Below are 14,682 nucleotides of genomic sequence, written 5' to 3'. Positions count from 1 at the left end.
TTGTACATTCAACATAATTGGAGAATATGGTACCCGGAGCCGGACTTGAACCGGCACATCCGTTAAGACGCGGGATTTTAAATCCCGTGTGTCTACCAATTCCACCACCCGGGCAAAAGTGGAGGCGGGTCCCGAAGTCGAATCGAGGTCCACGGATTTGCAATCCGCTGCATAGCCACTCTGCCAACCCGCCAATATTCATCAATTAGTTGGTGATGTACTTCCTTAGAAAAATTGGAGCGGCTAACGAGACTCGAACTCGTGACATTCACGTTGGCAACGTGATGCTCTACCAGCTGAGCTACAGCCGCTTTCAATTGCTGACTCCCTGTCAACGAAACGCATTTTACATCGTTCTCTTGATGAGTCAACACTTTACTTTCAATTTTTTTCTATTTTTTTCTGTTTGCTCAAAATACGACTAATCTGTCGTTTTTTTAGCTAAATTTTGTAATTTTATTAACCATGCATTGTAAATAAATGTTTATTATTTATTTTGAAAACTCTGGCCATGCCGCTTTAAGATATTGAAACATTGATACAAAAGCAAAAACTGTAGCAAAAAAGTAAAAGCCCCATGCGGCATAATTAATAACAATGGCAGGTAAATCAAATAAACCTAGTGGAATTGGGTAATCAGGATTCCAAATTAATCCCATTAGAGCTAACATTTGCGCTGCGGTTTTCCACTTACCTAGTTCAGATACAGCAACATTACCACGCTTACCTAAATCAGCCATAAACTCTCTTAGTGCAGAAATGATAATTTCACGAGCAACCATGATTAATGCAGGAACAGTTACCCACAGGTTACGGTATTCGGAAACAATCAAAACTAAAGCAATAGTAACCATGAGTTTATCGGCCACTGGATCTATAAATGCACCAAAATTACTAGACTGTTTTAACTTACGTGCCAAGTAACCATCTAAAGCATCACTTACTGAAGCAAACCAGAATACTACGAACGATGCAAAATTAGACCAATTTTTAGAAAATGTATCAGGCATCATATCGTGCATATAAAACACGACAACAAAGACGGGGATTAAAATTATCCGAAACAGGGTTATTTGATTAGGTATTGTCCACATAAATCTACTACTGGCTTTTTATTATGAATACATTGTACATGATGTATATACCCGTTACCAATCAAGATGCAGGTTTCAGAGAGCTTGAGCGATACCAATACAAGGCGCAGTTATGTAGTAATGGTTATTCCCTTACAAATAGCTGCAACGAAGTAGTGGAATTGCTCAAGCTCTTCTTTGATGGGTTTAAAAGCAATTTAAGCAGCGTTATTAAATTGAACTGTGACTGCATGGATGCAGGAAGTAGAGCGACGCAGGATGCCAAAGCCGAGAACAACCATTCTCTCAATTAAATGCCTTGCCTAAATTGCTTTTAACTCCCACTGAAATCCCGCACTTTGAATGGTAACGGGTATAGACCAAGTCTAACAAGTTAATCTCAACTGGTGCTAATTTAATTATTAGAGTTAGTATATGTCAATTATCATGCAAGCTATTGAAAATATTTGTCGCTAAATCTTTACTAATACCGGGCACTTTCATTAATTGTTCTACCGTTGCCTTTTTGACTTCTTGTAAGCCACCTAAATACTTTAGCAGAGCTTGGCGCTTTTTAGCACCAATACCAGGAATTTCTTCTAAAGTAGACTTTGTCGCTGCCTTGCCTCTTTTAGCTCTATGCCCTGCTATTGCAAATCGATGAGACTCATCGCGTATATGCTGTACTAAATGTAACGCTGGAGATATAGCTGGCAAAGAAATTAGTTGGTGAGAGCCGGCCATTATAAGGGTTTCTAAACCCGGTTTTCTTGACTCACCTTTAGCTACGCCAATAAGCATCGGAGTTTTAGTTAAATCAAGTTCTGCAAAAAACGTTTCCGCTCTTGCTAATTGACCTTTACCGCCATCTATAAATACGATATCGGGTAAATTATCATCATCAGTAACTTTACCGTAACGTTTGTTCAGGGCAAAAGACATTGCGGCGTAATCATCTCCTGGAGTAATACCATGGACATTGTAACGTCGATAGTCACTTTTTAGTGGCCCATCTGTATTAAACACCACACAAGAAGCAATCGTTTGTTGCCCCATAGTATGACTAATATCAAAACACTCGAGACGCTCTATTGGTTTAGATAACTCAAATTCATTATTTAAATCTCTAAAGCGAGCTTGCATTGACTCTTTATGGCTATTTTTTACATTCAATGCATTTTCGGCATTTGTCGTAGCTAATTTTAAATAGCGCGAGCGCTCGGTTCGTACATTAACCGACAACTTAATTTCTCGTTCAGCCTGCTGTGACAATAACACAGCTATTTCTTTTTGAGTTTCAAAGGCAAGCGGCAAAATGATTTCTTTAGCAATGTTATCTTGGTCAACACCTTCACCTAAATAGTGCTGACTTATAAAAGCTTCAACAACCTCTTCATCGCTTGTATTGGCAGGGATATTTGGGAAGAAACTTTTACTGCCAAGAATTTTTTGGTCGCGTATAAATAACAAATGTAAACAGGCTTGATTCTTTAATCGATAAAAACCGATTACATCCAACTCTGCCGTTGTACCACTAACAAACTGTTGCTGTTGAACTTTTCTTAGTGTCGTAATTTGATCTCGAAATCTAGCTGCACTTTCAAAGTCCAATTGCTCACTGGCTACTTCCATATTACTTACCAGGGATCCTATAACTTGGTCATTTTTACCTTTTAGGAATAATCGAGCTAAATTAACTTGCTGCTGATAGTCTTCATCGGATATTTTTCCAACACATGGTGCAGAGCAACGCTTCAATTGATATTGTAAGCAAGGTCTCGAACGAGCACGATAATAACTGTCCTCACATTGTCTGATTGGAAACAGTTTTTGCATTAACCTAAGACTTTCCCATACAGCACCCGCTGTTGGAAAAGGACCAAAGTACTCGCCTTTAGTGCGCTTTCCGCCACGGTGAGAGCCAAGTTTTGGATGCTTATGAGCGCTAATGAGTAGATAAGGGTAAGATTTGTCATCTCTTAATAAAACATTATATTTAGGCTGGTATTTCTTAATATAATTATTTTCAAGAATAAGGGCTTCGCCCTCGGTATGAGTAACGGTGACATCAATGGCTTTAATGTGACTGACTAAAACTCTGGTTTTAACATTGCCAACGTCTTTGCGAAAATAACTACTCAGTCGGTTTTTAAGATCTTTTGCTTTACCTACATAAATGACAGTTTGTTCACCATCATACATGCGATATACGCCGCTTTGCTCAGTTACCGTTGATAAAAAAGCTTTATGGTCAAAATCATTACTTTGCTCTGTCATCAATATACCAAATTTACTATTAAATCTAATTCTCTAGGATTAAAACCTACAACATTTCTGTATTTAGCAAGCCATAGCGTATTGCTAAATGTGTTAGTTCAACATCATTACTAACAGAAAGTTTATCAAACATACGATAACGGTAGCTGTTGATAGTTTTACTGCTTAGACTTAATTGATCCGAAATATCAACCACCTTCTCACCGCGAGTGATCATCATCATGATTTGTAATTCACGTTCAGATAAAGAAGCAAAGGGGCTTTCATCCGGTTTGTTGAACTGGCTCAGAGCCATTTGTTGGGCTATCCCAGGGGTAATGTAGCGTTGGCCACTTTTAACAGCTTTAATCGCCTGGATCATTTCTTGAGGTGGAGTATTTTTTGTTAAAAACCCAGAGGCTCCTATCTGCATGACTTTAGTTGGGAAAGGGTCTTCTACATGAACAGTTAAAATTAAAACTTTTATATCTGGATTATAACGAATAATTTTCTTAGTTGCTTCTAAGCCCCCTATTCCAGGCATATTCACATCCATAAGGACAACGTCAGGAGCATTAGCGCGACAGTACTGTACGGCTTCTTCACCGGTTGATACTTCACTAACCACTTCAATACCTGAAGCATCTTCAAGTAAACGTCTGATCCCCATTCTTACTAAATCATGATCATCTACTAATAATACTTTGATCACTTAATTTCCCCTACTGTGAGCTAATAGCTCTTTTTTATTAGTTTAAAAATATCATAAATAGTGTTGCGGTGATATTTTCATTTAAAGTTTATTTTGAGTAAGCCAGTTATTAAGCAAACCTATTTGACCATTTTTATAAGCAGCATAAGTTATTCTAATAGCATTTGATAAAATTACACTATCATTCCAATCAGTTTGTTCGCTAATTTTTGCATAACATTCAATGGCTTCCGCGGTTAAATAGCCTCTAACCTCTTTTTTACCATGGTCTTTTTGCTTATCTCGAAATCTTTTTTGCTTCTCAGCATTGGTTAATGCTGCTTTTTTGCTAGGCTTATTAGTCATAGGCATTACCTCTGTAAAAATAATGTCTATGGTTACGGATAACCAAACTAATTGCAATTTATTTCAAATAATTATTGTTTAGTGTACAAGTGTTCGCTAAAGTAGCGAACAGATTTTTTTGATAAAGGTAATTGACTGATAATTATCTTTATCTACACATTTAATTGAGAAAGTAGAGTCATGACAAAACAAAACTCATTTGATAAAGCCGGTCTAATTCAAGCAGGTACTGGTGAATTATTTGGTCCCGGAAACAGCAAATTACCTATCGACAATATGTTAATGATGGATCGCATCGTTAAAATAACTGATGAAGGTGGTAAATATGGTAAAGGTGAAATTATTGCCGAACTAGATATCACTCGTGATCTTTGGTTCTTCGATTGTCACTTTAAAGGCGACCCGGTAATGCCTGGTTGTTTGGGTCTAGATGCAATGTGGCAATTGGTTGGCTTCTTCTTAGCATGGTCAGGTGGACCAGGTTTAGGTAGAGCGTTAGGTGTGGGTGAAGTTAAGTTCACTGGCCAAGTATTACCGACAGCCTCAAAAGTAACGTACCGCATTGACCTTAAACGAGTAATTAAGCGTAAATTATTCATGGGTTTAGCTGATGGTACTGTAGAAGTTGATGGTCGTGTAATATATCAAGCAACTGATTTAAAAGTTGGTTTATTTGAAGATACATCTAAGTTTTAATAGATCTGCTGCGCAGTTCTAAATAATTTAGAACCAGATAAGAAAAAGGAAGTCATATGACTTCCTTTTTTGTTTTTTGGTGTTTCTAAGTTTAATGATTAAACTTTCTTCTTCTAAACCATAAAGACATACCGGCAAGTATTGATAAGAAACCTAAGCTTGCCCCTCTTCGTTCTGTTTTCTCACCAAGTTCTTCAGAACAATCGTTTATTTGAAACTCTTCTCCTGTAGGCGTTAATTTTACAGCAACTAATACGTCTTGCTCAGCATCAGGAATTACTTCGCCATCAATTGAAAAAGGTTCGCCTTTAGAATCTAACTTAGGCGCTTTTACCCATGCGGTACCAAGTATCACATTTTCTTCATTAACATCCCTAGCTTCAACAATTACATACTTTTCTTGATCTTCACAGCTTAAAAATTGGTTAACATTATAAAAGGCATCATCATTTATACTGTATAAGAAACCATGACGGCGTCGAGGAGTACTCGGGCTGTCAACGAAATCCTCCACTTCACCTTCACCAACGATCATGCCATTGTTGTTAATTCCATGCGGATAACTAGATGACCCCTTGAAAAAGTCAATTGGAAAAACTGGAGTAATCTCAGCTTCATTAGCGTTCGCGTAATAAAACTTCGTCCTAGCTTTGCCATTTACATATGTGTACATGTATCCGGTAAAAATACCATTGTTATTAATATCTAATGCTCTTGACTCAAAATAATCATCTCTGTCAGTAAAATCGATTATTTCATCGTCTTTAAAGATCGCAGCAAAACTACCGACGCTTTCTCCTCTGCTCGGTGTAGTTTCATCTTCATCCCACCAAAAGTGAGAATAACCAACAATAATCCCACTATCATTAACACTAACCGCGGCACTGGTAAATGGGCGTTTATCATCTTCATGGATATTGATAACACCGCGACCTAAATCCGTTGTAGTTACAATAGTACCTGTTGGATCAACTTCCCATTTAAAGGCATTTGAGTAATATAAATTTGCTCTAATTATTTGCACACAAGCTTCGAATGGGAGGTCATCTTCACGATCATCACAATAGTCACCCTCTTCTTCAAGATCTTCTACTGCATTTGGATTCAATCCAACACTTGAAGTACCAATTGCAATAGTATTACCATTGATCGATGCAATATCATTAACAGCCGACAAACCACCGTAATGGTTGGTTTCAGGGTCAAGCTCTGTGAAAGGAGTTAATTCGAAATTGATAGAGCCATCTACACTCTTAATCCAACCTCGACTGGTAAATTCATTTACCCAATGAACTTCTAACTCACTACCACCATCATCGAACGGAGGTAATGGTAAAAAAGGAGCAGATGAATGGCCAAACACCAAGCCTTCATCGGTAATCCCTTTTGCTACATCAATAGTTGAACGAGTAAGGCTTTCATTACCTTCAAAAGCGTCTTCGAATGCAACATCAAAAATAGGCAGTTCAGTTGCGGAGGCGGTATTTGGTTCAAAAATATAAACTTGTGCATCACCGTACTTTTGATAGAAAGTTGAACCTTTACCTCTCAACCATCTAATAGTCCAAGATAATGCATTAGCATCCGGGTTACCGGCACGTAGAGCATCTTCTGCCTCATCATCAATTCTAAATAAATCATAAAACTGATCGTGGGTATTATTAGCTAAACGGATTATTTCATCAAAGTCGTCGCCATCTTCATCAAAATATTGAAATTGGACAGGGAAGTTATAGGTCGTTTGACCAGACAGTAAAACTTGCCCATTATTATTTTGTTCAATACCGTAGGTATTCTCAACCGGAGTTACAATACCTAAATCTTCTATGGTGTATGTTACAGCATGTGCTGTAGGTGCTATTAAAGCACCGGTAATGCTTAGCGCTAAAACGGATTTTATCAAGGTTTTCATTAACTACTTTTCTCTTGAATTTCTTCTAATTCTTGCCAACGGTCAAAAGCCTGTTCATATTTGGCTTCAGCTTCTTGTAATTCTTTTAATACTTTTTGAGTTTTATCTGACGATTGGTTGTAAAAATCAGCTGCATTTACTTGTAACTGATATACATCCACTTGTTGTTCAAGGGATTCCAATAATTCTGGTAATGATTCTAACTCATGTTTTTCTTTAAAAGATAACTTATTTTTAACTTTTTTTGCTTCTACTGTTTTTGCCTGTGTTTTTTCTTTAGTTTTGTCTTTGATTGTAAATTTTGCGTTTTGTTCCGCTTTGTAAGATAAATAATCTTGAACGTCATTATAACCACCAACAATTTGCCCTATTTCACCGCTACCGTCAAAGTAAAGACAACTATTTACGCAATTATTTACAAAATCACGGTCATGGCTTACTAATAATACGGTGCCAGGGTAATTTGCTACTACCATTTCTAATAATTCAAGGGTTTCAATATCCAAATCATTGGTTGGCTCATCGAGAATAAGTAAATTACTTGGCTTTAAAAATAGCTTAGCCAGTAATAAACGGTTTCTTTCACCACCAGATAAGGCTCGAACTGGTGTACGCGCACGTTTAGGACTAAATAAGAAATCTTGTAAGTAGCCAAGTACGTGACGCGGCTTACCATTAACCATCACTTCTTGCTTACCTTCTGATACCGCATCTTGTACTGTCATGTTGACATCTAGTTGGTCGCGATGCTGATCGAAATAAGCAATTTCTAAATTAACGCCATTTCGCATTTTTCCAGAGGTTTGTTGGTATTGACCGGTAATTAATTTTAATAATGTTGACTTACCAACACCATTACCACCTATCAGGGCAACACGATCGCCACGAGTGATTAATAAGTCGAGGTTATTAATGACGGTTTTATCTGTAAAGGTCATATTTAAATTTTCACATTCAAATACTAATTTACCAGAGCGGTCACCTTGAGTAAGAACCATATTGTCTTGTTTTTTAACATCGCGACGGGCTTTACGTTCATCTCTTAACTTATCTAGAGCACGAACACGACCTTCATTACGAGTACGACGGGCTTTAACGCCTTGGCGGACCCATACTTCTTCTTCAGCGAGTTTTTTGTCAAACAAGTGATTTTGTTGAGCTTCAACTTGTAAGTCATTTTCTTTTTGCTCAAGGTACAAATCATAGTTACCAGGGTAACTTGTTAATATGCCACGGTCTAAATCAACTATACGAGAAGATACCGAGCGAATAAATGCCCTATCATGACTAATAAATATTATCGTACCGTGATAGTTCTTAAGGAAGTTTTCTAACCACAGCACACTAGTAATATCTAAATGGTTAGTCGGTTCATCTAGCAATAATACATCTGGGTTCGTTACCAAAGTTCTTGCTAATGCCACTTTTCTTAACCAACCACCAGAAAGCTCTTTGATACTTTGATCAGGTGTTAAATGCAGCTTACTTAATACTTGTTCGATACGCTGCTCGTCTTCCCAAGCATTATTTTGTTCAAGCTTGTCTTGGATTTTAGCCATTTTTTCCAAGTTTTGCTCTGAAGGGTCTTCAACAACAACATTAAGTATTTCGTGATACTGACGAATAAGCTTGCCATTAATTTCTAAACCAAGAGCCACATAATCAAAAACTGTGGTATCTTCTGATTTAGGTGGATCTTGTGCAAGCATGGCCACTTTAATATTATTGGTAAAAACCATCTGGCCATCATCTAAGTTTTGCATACCATTAATGATTTTCATTAATGACGACTTACCTGCGCCATTGCGTCCAACGAGACACACACGTTCGCCTGTTTGAATTCTAAATTCTGTATTGGCGAGAATTTTATCTTCGCCGAACGCTAGTTCTGCGTTAGTAATTCTAATTAGTTCCACTGATAAACTCTTGTAATTGTTCTTTATTAAATGGCCAATATAAGGCCATATGACTGTTTAAATGTTCTAGTACGGGAATGCTTGTGCCGTATAACTCGACTAATCGAGGTTCTTCAATAATATCTACGTACTCAATATTATCTCTACTAATAAGCTGTACGCATATTTCTTCAGCTATTTCGCACAAATGACACCCTTCAGTGCCATATAAATTATATTGTGTTGTTTTCATTTTATACCAATTTGATTATGTATGTGTTCTACTTTTTTATTAGGAATAAACGGATAAATACAAGGCATAAAATTTAGTTAGTAGTTATTCTCGGCTTTGGCATCCTGCGTCGCTCTACCTGCAGCATCCATGCTTCCGTACTTATAGATTTTATAACGTAGTAGTTATTCGTTTTAACTATAAAAAAAGAGCAGATATGTAATTAACTTGGTATCACATACGGCTAATACACCAGCTATTATGAATATGCTTGTTACGCTTAAAATCAAAATCACGAGTAACTTCTGTTAAGCATTCGGCTTTAAGGCCAACAAGATTTAAACCATCAAAGTCCATTTTAAAGCCGCGCTTGTTATTGGTGAAAATTAATTCACCTTTATCAGCCACTGATTTCATTCCCGTTTTAATTAAATCCATGTGGTCGCGCTGTACATCAAACGTGGTGTTCATACGTTTAGAATTTGAAAAAGTTGGCGGATCAATAAAAACAACATCATATTTATTTGCATTTTCTTTTAACCACTGCAAACAATCTGCTTGAATAAACTCGTACTTATGACCACGTAATTTATTTAATTCAAAGTTATCTTGTGCCCAGTCTAAATAAGTTTTAGACATATCTACCGTAGTTACTTTCTCCGCACCGGCAATAGCGGCTTGTAATGAAACAGAGCCGGTATAAGCAAAAAGATTAAGTAATGATTTACCCTTAGATTTTTTCGCGACGATCTTTCGGGTTTTACGGTGATCCAAAAATAAACCAGTATCAAGATAATCCCACAAGTTAACCTTTAGCAAAGCGTCATACTCTTTAACTACGAGCGACTTTTTACTTTTACTTAACTGTTGGTATTGGTTTTTCCCTTTTTGTTTACTTCTTACTTTTAAAGCAACCTTATCGGGATCTATATTTAATACTTTTGGAGCCCAAAAAATAGCTTCTTGTAAACGTTGTGCTGATTTAGCTTCATCTATGTCTTTAGGCGGCGCATATTCGTGCAGGACAATATGATCACCATAAATATCGATAGAAACATTAAACTCAGGAATGTCAGCATCATAAACACGGTAACAATTAACATCATTTTGTTTAAGCCAAGATTTTAAACCTTTAACATTCTTCTTTAAGCGATTGGCAAAGTCAGAATTCTGACCAGAAAAATCAGATTGCACTGGAGTGCGGTCTAATTGCCCTTCATCAATGTTATATAATGCTAATTGGCAATCTAACGGACCATTTTTAAATTTATAACGCTTAAAGCTTGAGAGCTTTAATAGTGAAAGCATTTCAACATTAGCGGTTATAAGGCCTATTTTCCAACCTAAAAATTCTTGTTTGAACACTTTGCCAAGCTCGGTAAATGTCGAAACAAGCTCTGGTAATGAACCAATACGTTCGCCATAAGGTGGATTAAATAGAATATGACCTGATTCATTGAATTGATTTTTAAGTTCTTCAGCTCGCCCTTGTTTGAATTCAATCATATGGCCAAGACCTGCGCTGCGAGCATTCGCTTTCGCTGTTTGCATTACCCTGCCATCCATATCAAAGCCAAACACTTTAACCTTACTATTCGCTAATGCTTGCTCCGTTTCTTCTTTGGCAGTATCTAAAAGTTGACTGAATAAACTTGCATCGTGAAATTTCCAACGACTAAAGCCCCACTGCGCTCTATCTACGCCAGGATACATGCCTGAAGCCATTGAAACAGCTTCAAGCAATAACGTGCCAGAGCCACACATAGGATCAACTAGCGGCTTGCTTGGATCATTTAACCAACCAGAGCGAACTACAAGCGCGGCGGCAAGGTTTTCTTTAATAGGTGCAGCACCAGAATTTTCACGGTAACCACGTTTAGACAATGAACGACCAGAGAAATCAATATAAAGCGTCACTTCATTTCTAAGTAGACGGGCTTGAATTCGAATATCAGGATTGTTTTTTTCAACAGATGGTCTTTCTAAACCGGCGTCTCTAAAACAATCAACAATAGCATCTTTTACTATTAAACCTCCAAACTGTGAATCACGTATGTGCTCATTTTTACCAACAAAATCTACTGCAAAAAAATCTTCGCTAGTGAAATGCTCGGTCCAATCAATATCTTTTGCAGCTTTATATAGTGCGTCTTTATCTTTTACTGGTGACGGTGCATCAATACGAATAAGAATACGACTGGCTAAGCGTGATTTTAAACAAGCTAGATAACCGGTTTCCATAGATGCAGAAAAATGAACGCCTTCGGGACGTTGTACTACTTCACTTCCGCCTATTGCGGTTATTTCATCGGCTAATAGTGACTCTATGCCAAAAGAAGTTAAAGCTAAAAATTGTTTCATGTGTTGATCCAAAGCATTTGATGGCGCAGATTATAAACGACCTACCATCATTTGTCTTAGCCAATTACTTTAAATAACTAATTAATCTCGGATATTGAATCACTCACTTCTACAGAGATAGCTAATTCTCATACAATTTAAGAACAAAAATACACCGGTTGTTTGATTATTATTCATATTATCAATTTAATTAATAAATATGGTAAAATCTACTTGCAATCCTATAAGGCAATCCTTATAGTACGCCTCGAATTCAGGCGCGGGATGGAGCAGCCTGGTAGCTCGTCGGGCTCATAACCCGAAGGTCGTCAGTTCAAATCTGGCTCCCGCAACCAATTCTTCTTTAGGGAACTAAAAAGAATTTCTGAATTCAAACATATTACAGGCGCGGGATGGAGCAGCCTGGTAGCTCGTCGGGCTCATAACCCGAAGGTCGTCAGTTCAAATCTGGCTCCCGCAACCAATTCTTTATCTACCAGTAAAGAAGCATGTAATATGACAATTAGTTTGAGAGAACCACGGACGCGGGATGGAGCAGCCTGGTAGCTCGTCGGGCTCATAACCCGAAGGTCGTCAGTTCAAATCTGGCTCCCGCAACCAATTCTCAATCAAACTACGAAAAGAAGCCCTAACGGGCTTTTTTCGTTTCTGACGTATGGTAAATTCATTGCAGCGGTAATTAAAAGGCATAACCCGAAGGTCGTCAGTTCACACTTTACAAATTAAGGGCTCCCGCAACCAATGCTCAGCAAACGCAATAAAGATCAAAAAAAGCCCTACAAGGGCTTTTCGTATCTGCAATTTAAGAACAAGTCGTTAACTTGCTAAAAGTATTCCTTTCTTATGATCGTTTTTGTAGTGTAATGGTGAAACACCATACCAAGCTTTAAAAGCTCTGGAAAAGTTTCCGTAGTTACAATACCCCAATTTAAATGCTAATTGCTCTGGCGTTAAGTTGCCTTCTTGTAAATAGTAGATCGAATATGACTTTCTTATTTTCTCAACAATACTTTTAAAGTTAGTCCCTTCTGCATTTAATTTGTTGTTAAGGGTGCGCTCTGATATTCCACAAATTTCTGCCACATTAAGTTTGCTACAATTACCGTTAAGCAATAACTTCAAAATTATATTGCTCACTTTTGAGGTGAAATTGAAAGCGCTACTGCGCTTTAAAAATTCAACAACCATTTTATCTGATTGTTTTGCAAGCTTTTCATTTGCAAACGGTAGTTCAACATCTAATGAATTGTAGTCAAAAACAATCTTGGTTTTATCGGCTGAAAATTCTATATTTTCACCAAAATAATCTATGTACTCTTGCAACATGTAATCGTCTGGTGTCCAAGATAAGCACACTTTTTTTGCTTTAAAGTCAGCGCCAATCATTAATTTAATGAACTTTAATGTTAATGCCGCAAATATATCCGAATAAAAGTTCGAATTGACCTCATTTAAATACGTGTTTTCATCAAACGTTAAATAGCTTTCAAAGCTGTCCTGAATAAAGTTAACGTTAATTGCGCTTGAAATAAAAGCAAAGCCATTAACATAACGATGGCAAAAGTCAGTTAAAGACTTACTAAACAATAGACCAGTACCAAAAGATTGAAATATCGCAGGATTCAAGTGTTCACAGGCTTTAATGGCAACAATAGGTGATGATTTTTTTACAATCAGATCCACATATTTACTACTCAAATGGCATGGAATCCGTTTGTAGATAGAATTAAATTTGTTCATATCAATGCCAGCTTCAACCAATGTTGAATCGACATCAACACCATACTTTTCAATCGTAGGCTGTAAAAATTTTAATGTGCCACTGTAACTGTTGGCCAATAATTGGTGCATCTAAAAAAACCTTAAAACTAATGGAATTCTCAATTTAGAGAATTCCATTTAAGCTAAATATCTAAAATGTGATACTTTGAATAAACATGAAACCATAAAATATCAGGTTTTAATTATCCTAATACGCCATTTACTTGCATAGTTTCAATCTCTTCACTACTGAAACCCATCTCAGCTAAAACTTCCTGATTATGATGACCTACGCTGCAACCAGCAGAAGTGTAGTTAGGTTGGTTTCTTGAAAATTTAATTGGTGAAGCTATTTGCTTTATTTTGTTGTTATCTTCAGTAGATACTTCAACAACCATATTTCGAGCTTGCATTTGTGGATGCTCTGCCGCTTCTACTACCGTTAGAGTAGGTTCAACACAGGCGTCAAGCTTGACGAATACGTCTTGCCAATAATCAAAATCATGTTGTTTAAACGCAACTTTTAATGCAGCTATTAACGGTGCTTGTGATTCAGCACTGTAGTCAAAACCATTTTTGATCAAATCTTCTCTGCCTATGGTTTGACAGAGTTGCTGCATAAACGCAGGCTCTATACTGCCAACAGAAAAATGACGGCCATCGTTAGTTTCGTAATGATTGTAAAAAGAAGCACCATTAAGTGTTTCTTGTTCAAGTCCAGGAGCGATACCACTACCAAGTGCACCAGCGCCACTCATAGCATTTAAAGCAAACGCAGCGTCAGTCATACTGATATCTATGTATTGCCCTTCTCCACTAATTTGACGTTCGATTACTGCGGCAAGAATACCGTTAACGGCATGCATTGAACCACCTGCTACATCCGCAATTTGAAAGCCGACTGGGATCGGACCGGTTTCTTTAGTACCGGTATAACTAGCCACACCAGCGATTGCTAAGTAGTTAATATCATGACCACCACGATGTTTATATGGACCAGTTTGGCCATAACCAGTAATAGAACAATAAATTAATTTAGGGTTTATTGGTTTTAAGGTTTGATAATCTAAGCCGAAACGTTGCATAACCCCAGGACGGAACTGCTCTATTACGATATCGTATTCAGCAACCAGCTTTTTAACTAATTCAACCGCATCCGGTTTTTTCAAGTTTAAACCCAGTGAACGTTTCGAGCGATTTAGGGTTTGATGGATATAAGACACTCCTTGTTCATCCAAAGGAGGCAATATTCTTGTAAGGTCCTGCCTGTTAGGTGCTTCAATTCTAAGAACCTCTGCCCCCATGTCAGCTAACATCATAGTCGCAAATGGGCCGGGTAATAACGTTGAGAAATCGAGTACTTTAAGAGACTTTAATGGCATGGGTTTGTCTATCCGCTTAATTTTATTAATGGCGACAAATTAAGCGAGAACAACGTT

Annotated in this window: 11 protein-coding genes and 6 tRNA genes; 4 read left to right on the top strand and 13 right to left on the bottom strand. The window is 37.4% G+C overall.

Annotation, left to right across the window (positions count from 1 at the left end; all coding sequences use genetic code 11):
- Positions 1 to 27: 27 nt before the first annotated feature.
- The 7 genes from RGQ13_RS09910 to RGQ13_RS09880 form a co-directional block, all read right to left on the bottom strand.
- A tRNA-Leu gene (locus tag RGQ13_RS09910) sits at positions 28 to 114 on the bottom strand.
- Positions 115 to 119: 5 nt separating this feature from the next.
- Positions 120 to 193 (bottom strand) — tRNA-Cys (locus RGQ13_RS09905).
- 42 nt (positions 194 to 235) lie between these two features.
- Positions 236 to 311 (bottom strand) — tRNA-Gly (locus RGQ13_RS09900).
- A gap of 180 nt (positions 312 to 491) precedes the next feature.
- Positions 492 to 1,094 (bottom strand): CDP-diacylglycerol--glycerol-3-phosphate 3-phosphatidyltransferase, encoded by a 603-nt coding sequence (pgsA, locus tag RGQ13_RS09895; protein ID WP_348389597.1) that lies wholly within the window; start codon positions 1,092 to 1,094, stop codon positions 492 to 494.
- 417 nt (positions 1,095 to 1,511) lie between these two features.
- Complete coding sequence (uvrC, locus tag RGQ13_RS09890) at positions 1,512 to 3,350, bottom strand: excinuclease ABC subunit UvrC (protein WP_348389596.1); 1,839 nt, start codon at positions 3,348 to 3,350, stop codon at positions 1,512 to 1,514.
- Between the two features lie 46 nt (positions 3,351 to 3,396).
- Entirely contained in the window at positions 3,397 to 4,041 is a 645-nt protein-coding gene (gene uvrY, locus RGQ13_RS09885; RefSeq protein ID WP_348389595.1) for a UvrY/SirA/GacA family response regulator transcription factor, read from the bottom strand.
- 81 nt (positions 4,042 to 4,122) lie between these two features.
- The gene (locus tag RGQ13_RS09880; RefSeq protein WP_348389594.1) at positions 4,123 to 4,386 is read right to left on the bottom strand and encodes a hypothetical protein; all 264 of its coding nucleotides are present in this window, start codon (positions 4,384 to 4,386) and stop codon (positions 4,123 to 4,125) included.
- A 180-nt stretch (positions 4,387 to 4,566) separates the two neighbouring features.
- Between RGQ13_RS09880 and fabA the strand changes: the two genes are divergently transcribed.
- Positions 4,567 to 5,082 (top strand): bifunctional 3-hydroxydecanoyl-ACP dehydratase/trans-2-decenoyl-ACP isomerase, encoded by a 516-nt coding sequence (gene fabA, locus RGQ13_RS09875; RefSeq protein ID WP_348389593.1) that lies wholly within the window; start codon positions 4,567 to 4,569, stop codon positions 5,080 to 5,082.
- Between the two features lie 91 nt (positions 5,083 to 5,173).
- On the opposite strand, the gene RGQ13_RS09870 is transcribed toward fabA, so the two are convergent.
- The 4 genes from RGQ13_RS09870 to rlmKL all read right to left on the bottom strand — a co-directional run bounded on the left by RGQ13_RS09870 (position 5,174) and on the right by rlmKL (position 11,482).
- Entirely contained in the window at positions 5,174 to 6,994 is a 1,821-nt protein-coding gene (locus RGQ13_RS09870; protein WP_348389592.1) for a DUF3466 family protein, read from the bottom strand.
- A complete protein-coding gene (gene uup, locus RGQ13_RS09865; protein WP_348389591.1) occupies positions 6,994 to 8,910 on the bottom strand; it encodes an ATP-binding cassette ATPase Uup in 1,917 nt (638 codons plus the stop codon). Before uup ends, RGQ13_RS09870 begins: the two co-directional genes overlap by 1 nt.
- The gene (locus RGQ13_RS09860; RefSeq protein WP_348389590.1) at positions 8,897 to 9,142 is read right to left on the bottom strand and encodes a glutaredoxin family protein; all 246 of its coding nucleotides are present in this window, start codon (positions 9,140 to 9,142) and stop codon (positions 8,897 to 8,899) included. Before RGQ13_RS09860 ends, uup begins: the two co-directional genes overlap by 14 nt.
- A 213-nt stretch (positions 9,143 to 9,355) precedes the next feature.
- Positions 9,356 to 11,482, bottom strand: coding sequence for a bifunctional 23S rRNA (guanine(2069)-N(7))-methyltransferase RlmK/23S rRNA (guanine(2445)-N(2))-methyltransferase RlmL (rlmKL, locus tag RGQ13_RS09855; RefSeq protein ID WP_348389589.1), 2,127 nt, complete (start codon positions 11,480 to 11,482; stop codon positions 9,356 to 9,358).
- Positions 11,483 to 11,740: 258 nt separating this feature from the next.
- Here rlmKL and RGQ13_RS09850 point away from each other — a divergent pair.
- From RGQ13_RS09850 to RGQ13_RS09840, 3 genes are all read left to right on the top strand, one after another.
- A tRNA-Met gene (locus RGQ13_RS09850) sits at positions 11,741 to 11,817 on the top strand.
- 51 nt (positions 11,818 to 11,868) lie between these two features.
- A tRNA-Met gene (locus RGQ13_RS09845) sits at positions 11,869 to 11,945 on the top strand.
- Between the two features lie 60 nt (positions 11,946 to 12,005).
- Positions 12,006 to 12,082 (top strand) — tRNA-Met (locus RGQ13_RS09840).
- 216 nt (positions 12,083 to 12,298) lie between these two features.
- Here RGQ13_RS09840 and RGQ13_RS09835 read toward each other — a convergent pair.
- Together RGQ13_RS09835 and RGQ13_RS09830 are read right to left on the bottom strand one after the other, a co-directional pair.
- The gene (locus tag RGQ13_RS09835; protein WP_348389588.1) at positions 12,299 to 13,333 is read right to left on the bottom strand and encodes a helix-turn-helix domain-containing protein; all 1,035 of its coding nucleotides are present in this window, start codon (positions 13,331 to 13,333) and stop codon (positions 12,299 to 12,301) included.
- A gap of 113 nt (positions 13,334 to 13,446) precedes the next feature.
- Complete coding sequence (locus RGQ13_RS09830) at positions 13,447 to 14,625, bottom strand: CaiB/BaiF CoA transferase family protein (protein WP_348389587.1); 1,179 nt, start codon at positions 14,623 to 14,625, stop codon at positions 13,447 to 13,449.
- Between the last annotated feature and the right edge of the window lie 57 nt (positions 14,626 to 14,682).

Origin of the sequence: Thalassotalea psychrophila (assembly GCF_031583595.1) — a bacterium.
In the GTDB taxonomy this organism is placed as follows: Bacteria; Pseudomonadota; Gammaproteobacteria; order Enterobacterales; family Alteromonadaceae; genus Thalassotalea_A; species Thalassotalea_A psychrophila.
This window is presented reverse-complemented; position numbering and strand designations above follow the sequence as displayed.

Excerpts from the sequence above, each read along its gene's own strand:
- pgsA (WP_348389597.1), bottom strand. The coding sequence starts at position 1,094 with ATGTGGACAATACCTAATCAAATAACCCTGTTTCGGATAATTTTAATC.
- uvrC (WP_348389596.1), bottom strand. The coding sequence starts at position 3,350 with ATGACAGAGCAAAGTAATGATTTTGACCATAAAGCTTTTTTATCAACG.
- rlmKL (WP_348389589.1), bottom strand. The coding sequence starts at position 11,482 with ATGAAACAATTTTTAGCTTTAACTTCTTTTGGCATAGAGTCACTATTA.
- RGQ13_RS09830 (WP_348389587.1), bottom strand. The coding sequence starts at position 14,625 with ATGCCATTAAAGTCTCTTAAAGTACTCGATTTCTCAACGTTATTACCC.
- fabA (WP_348389593.1), top strand. The coding sequence starts at position 4,567 with ATGACAAAACAAAACTCATTTGATAAAGCCGGTCTAATTCAAGCAGGT.
- RGQ13_RS09880 (WP_348389594.1), bottom strand. The coding sequence starts at position 4,386 with ATGACTAATAAGCCTAGCAAAAAAGCAGCATTAACCAATGCTGAGAAG.
- RGQ13_RS09870 (WP_348389592.1), bottom strand. The coding sequence starts at position 6,994 with ATGAAAACCTTGATAAAATCCGTTTTAGCGCTAAGCATTACCGGTGCT.
- RGQ13_RS09860 (WP_348389590.1), bottom strand. The coding sequence starts at position 9,142 with ATGAAAACAACACAATATAATTTATATGGCACTGAAGGGTGTCATTTG.
- RGQ13_RS09835 (WP_348389588.1), bottom strand. The coding sequence starts at position 13,333 with ATGCACCAATTATTGGCCAACAGTTACAGTGGCACATTAAAATTTTTA.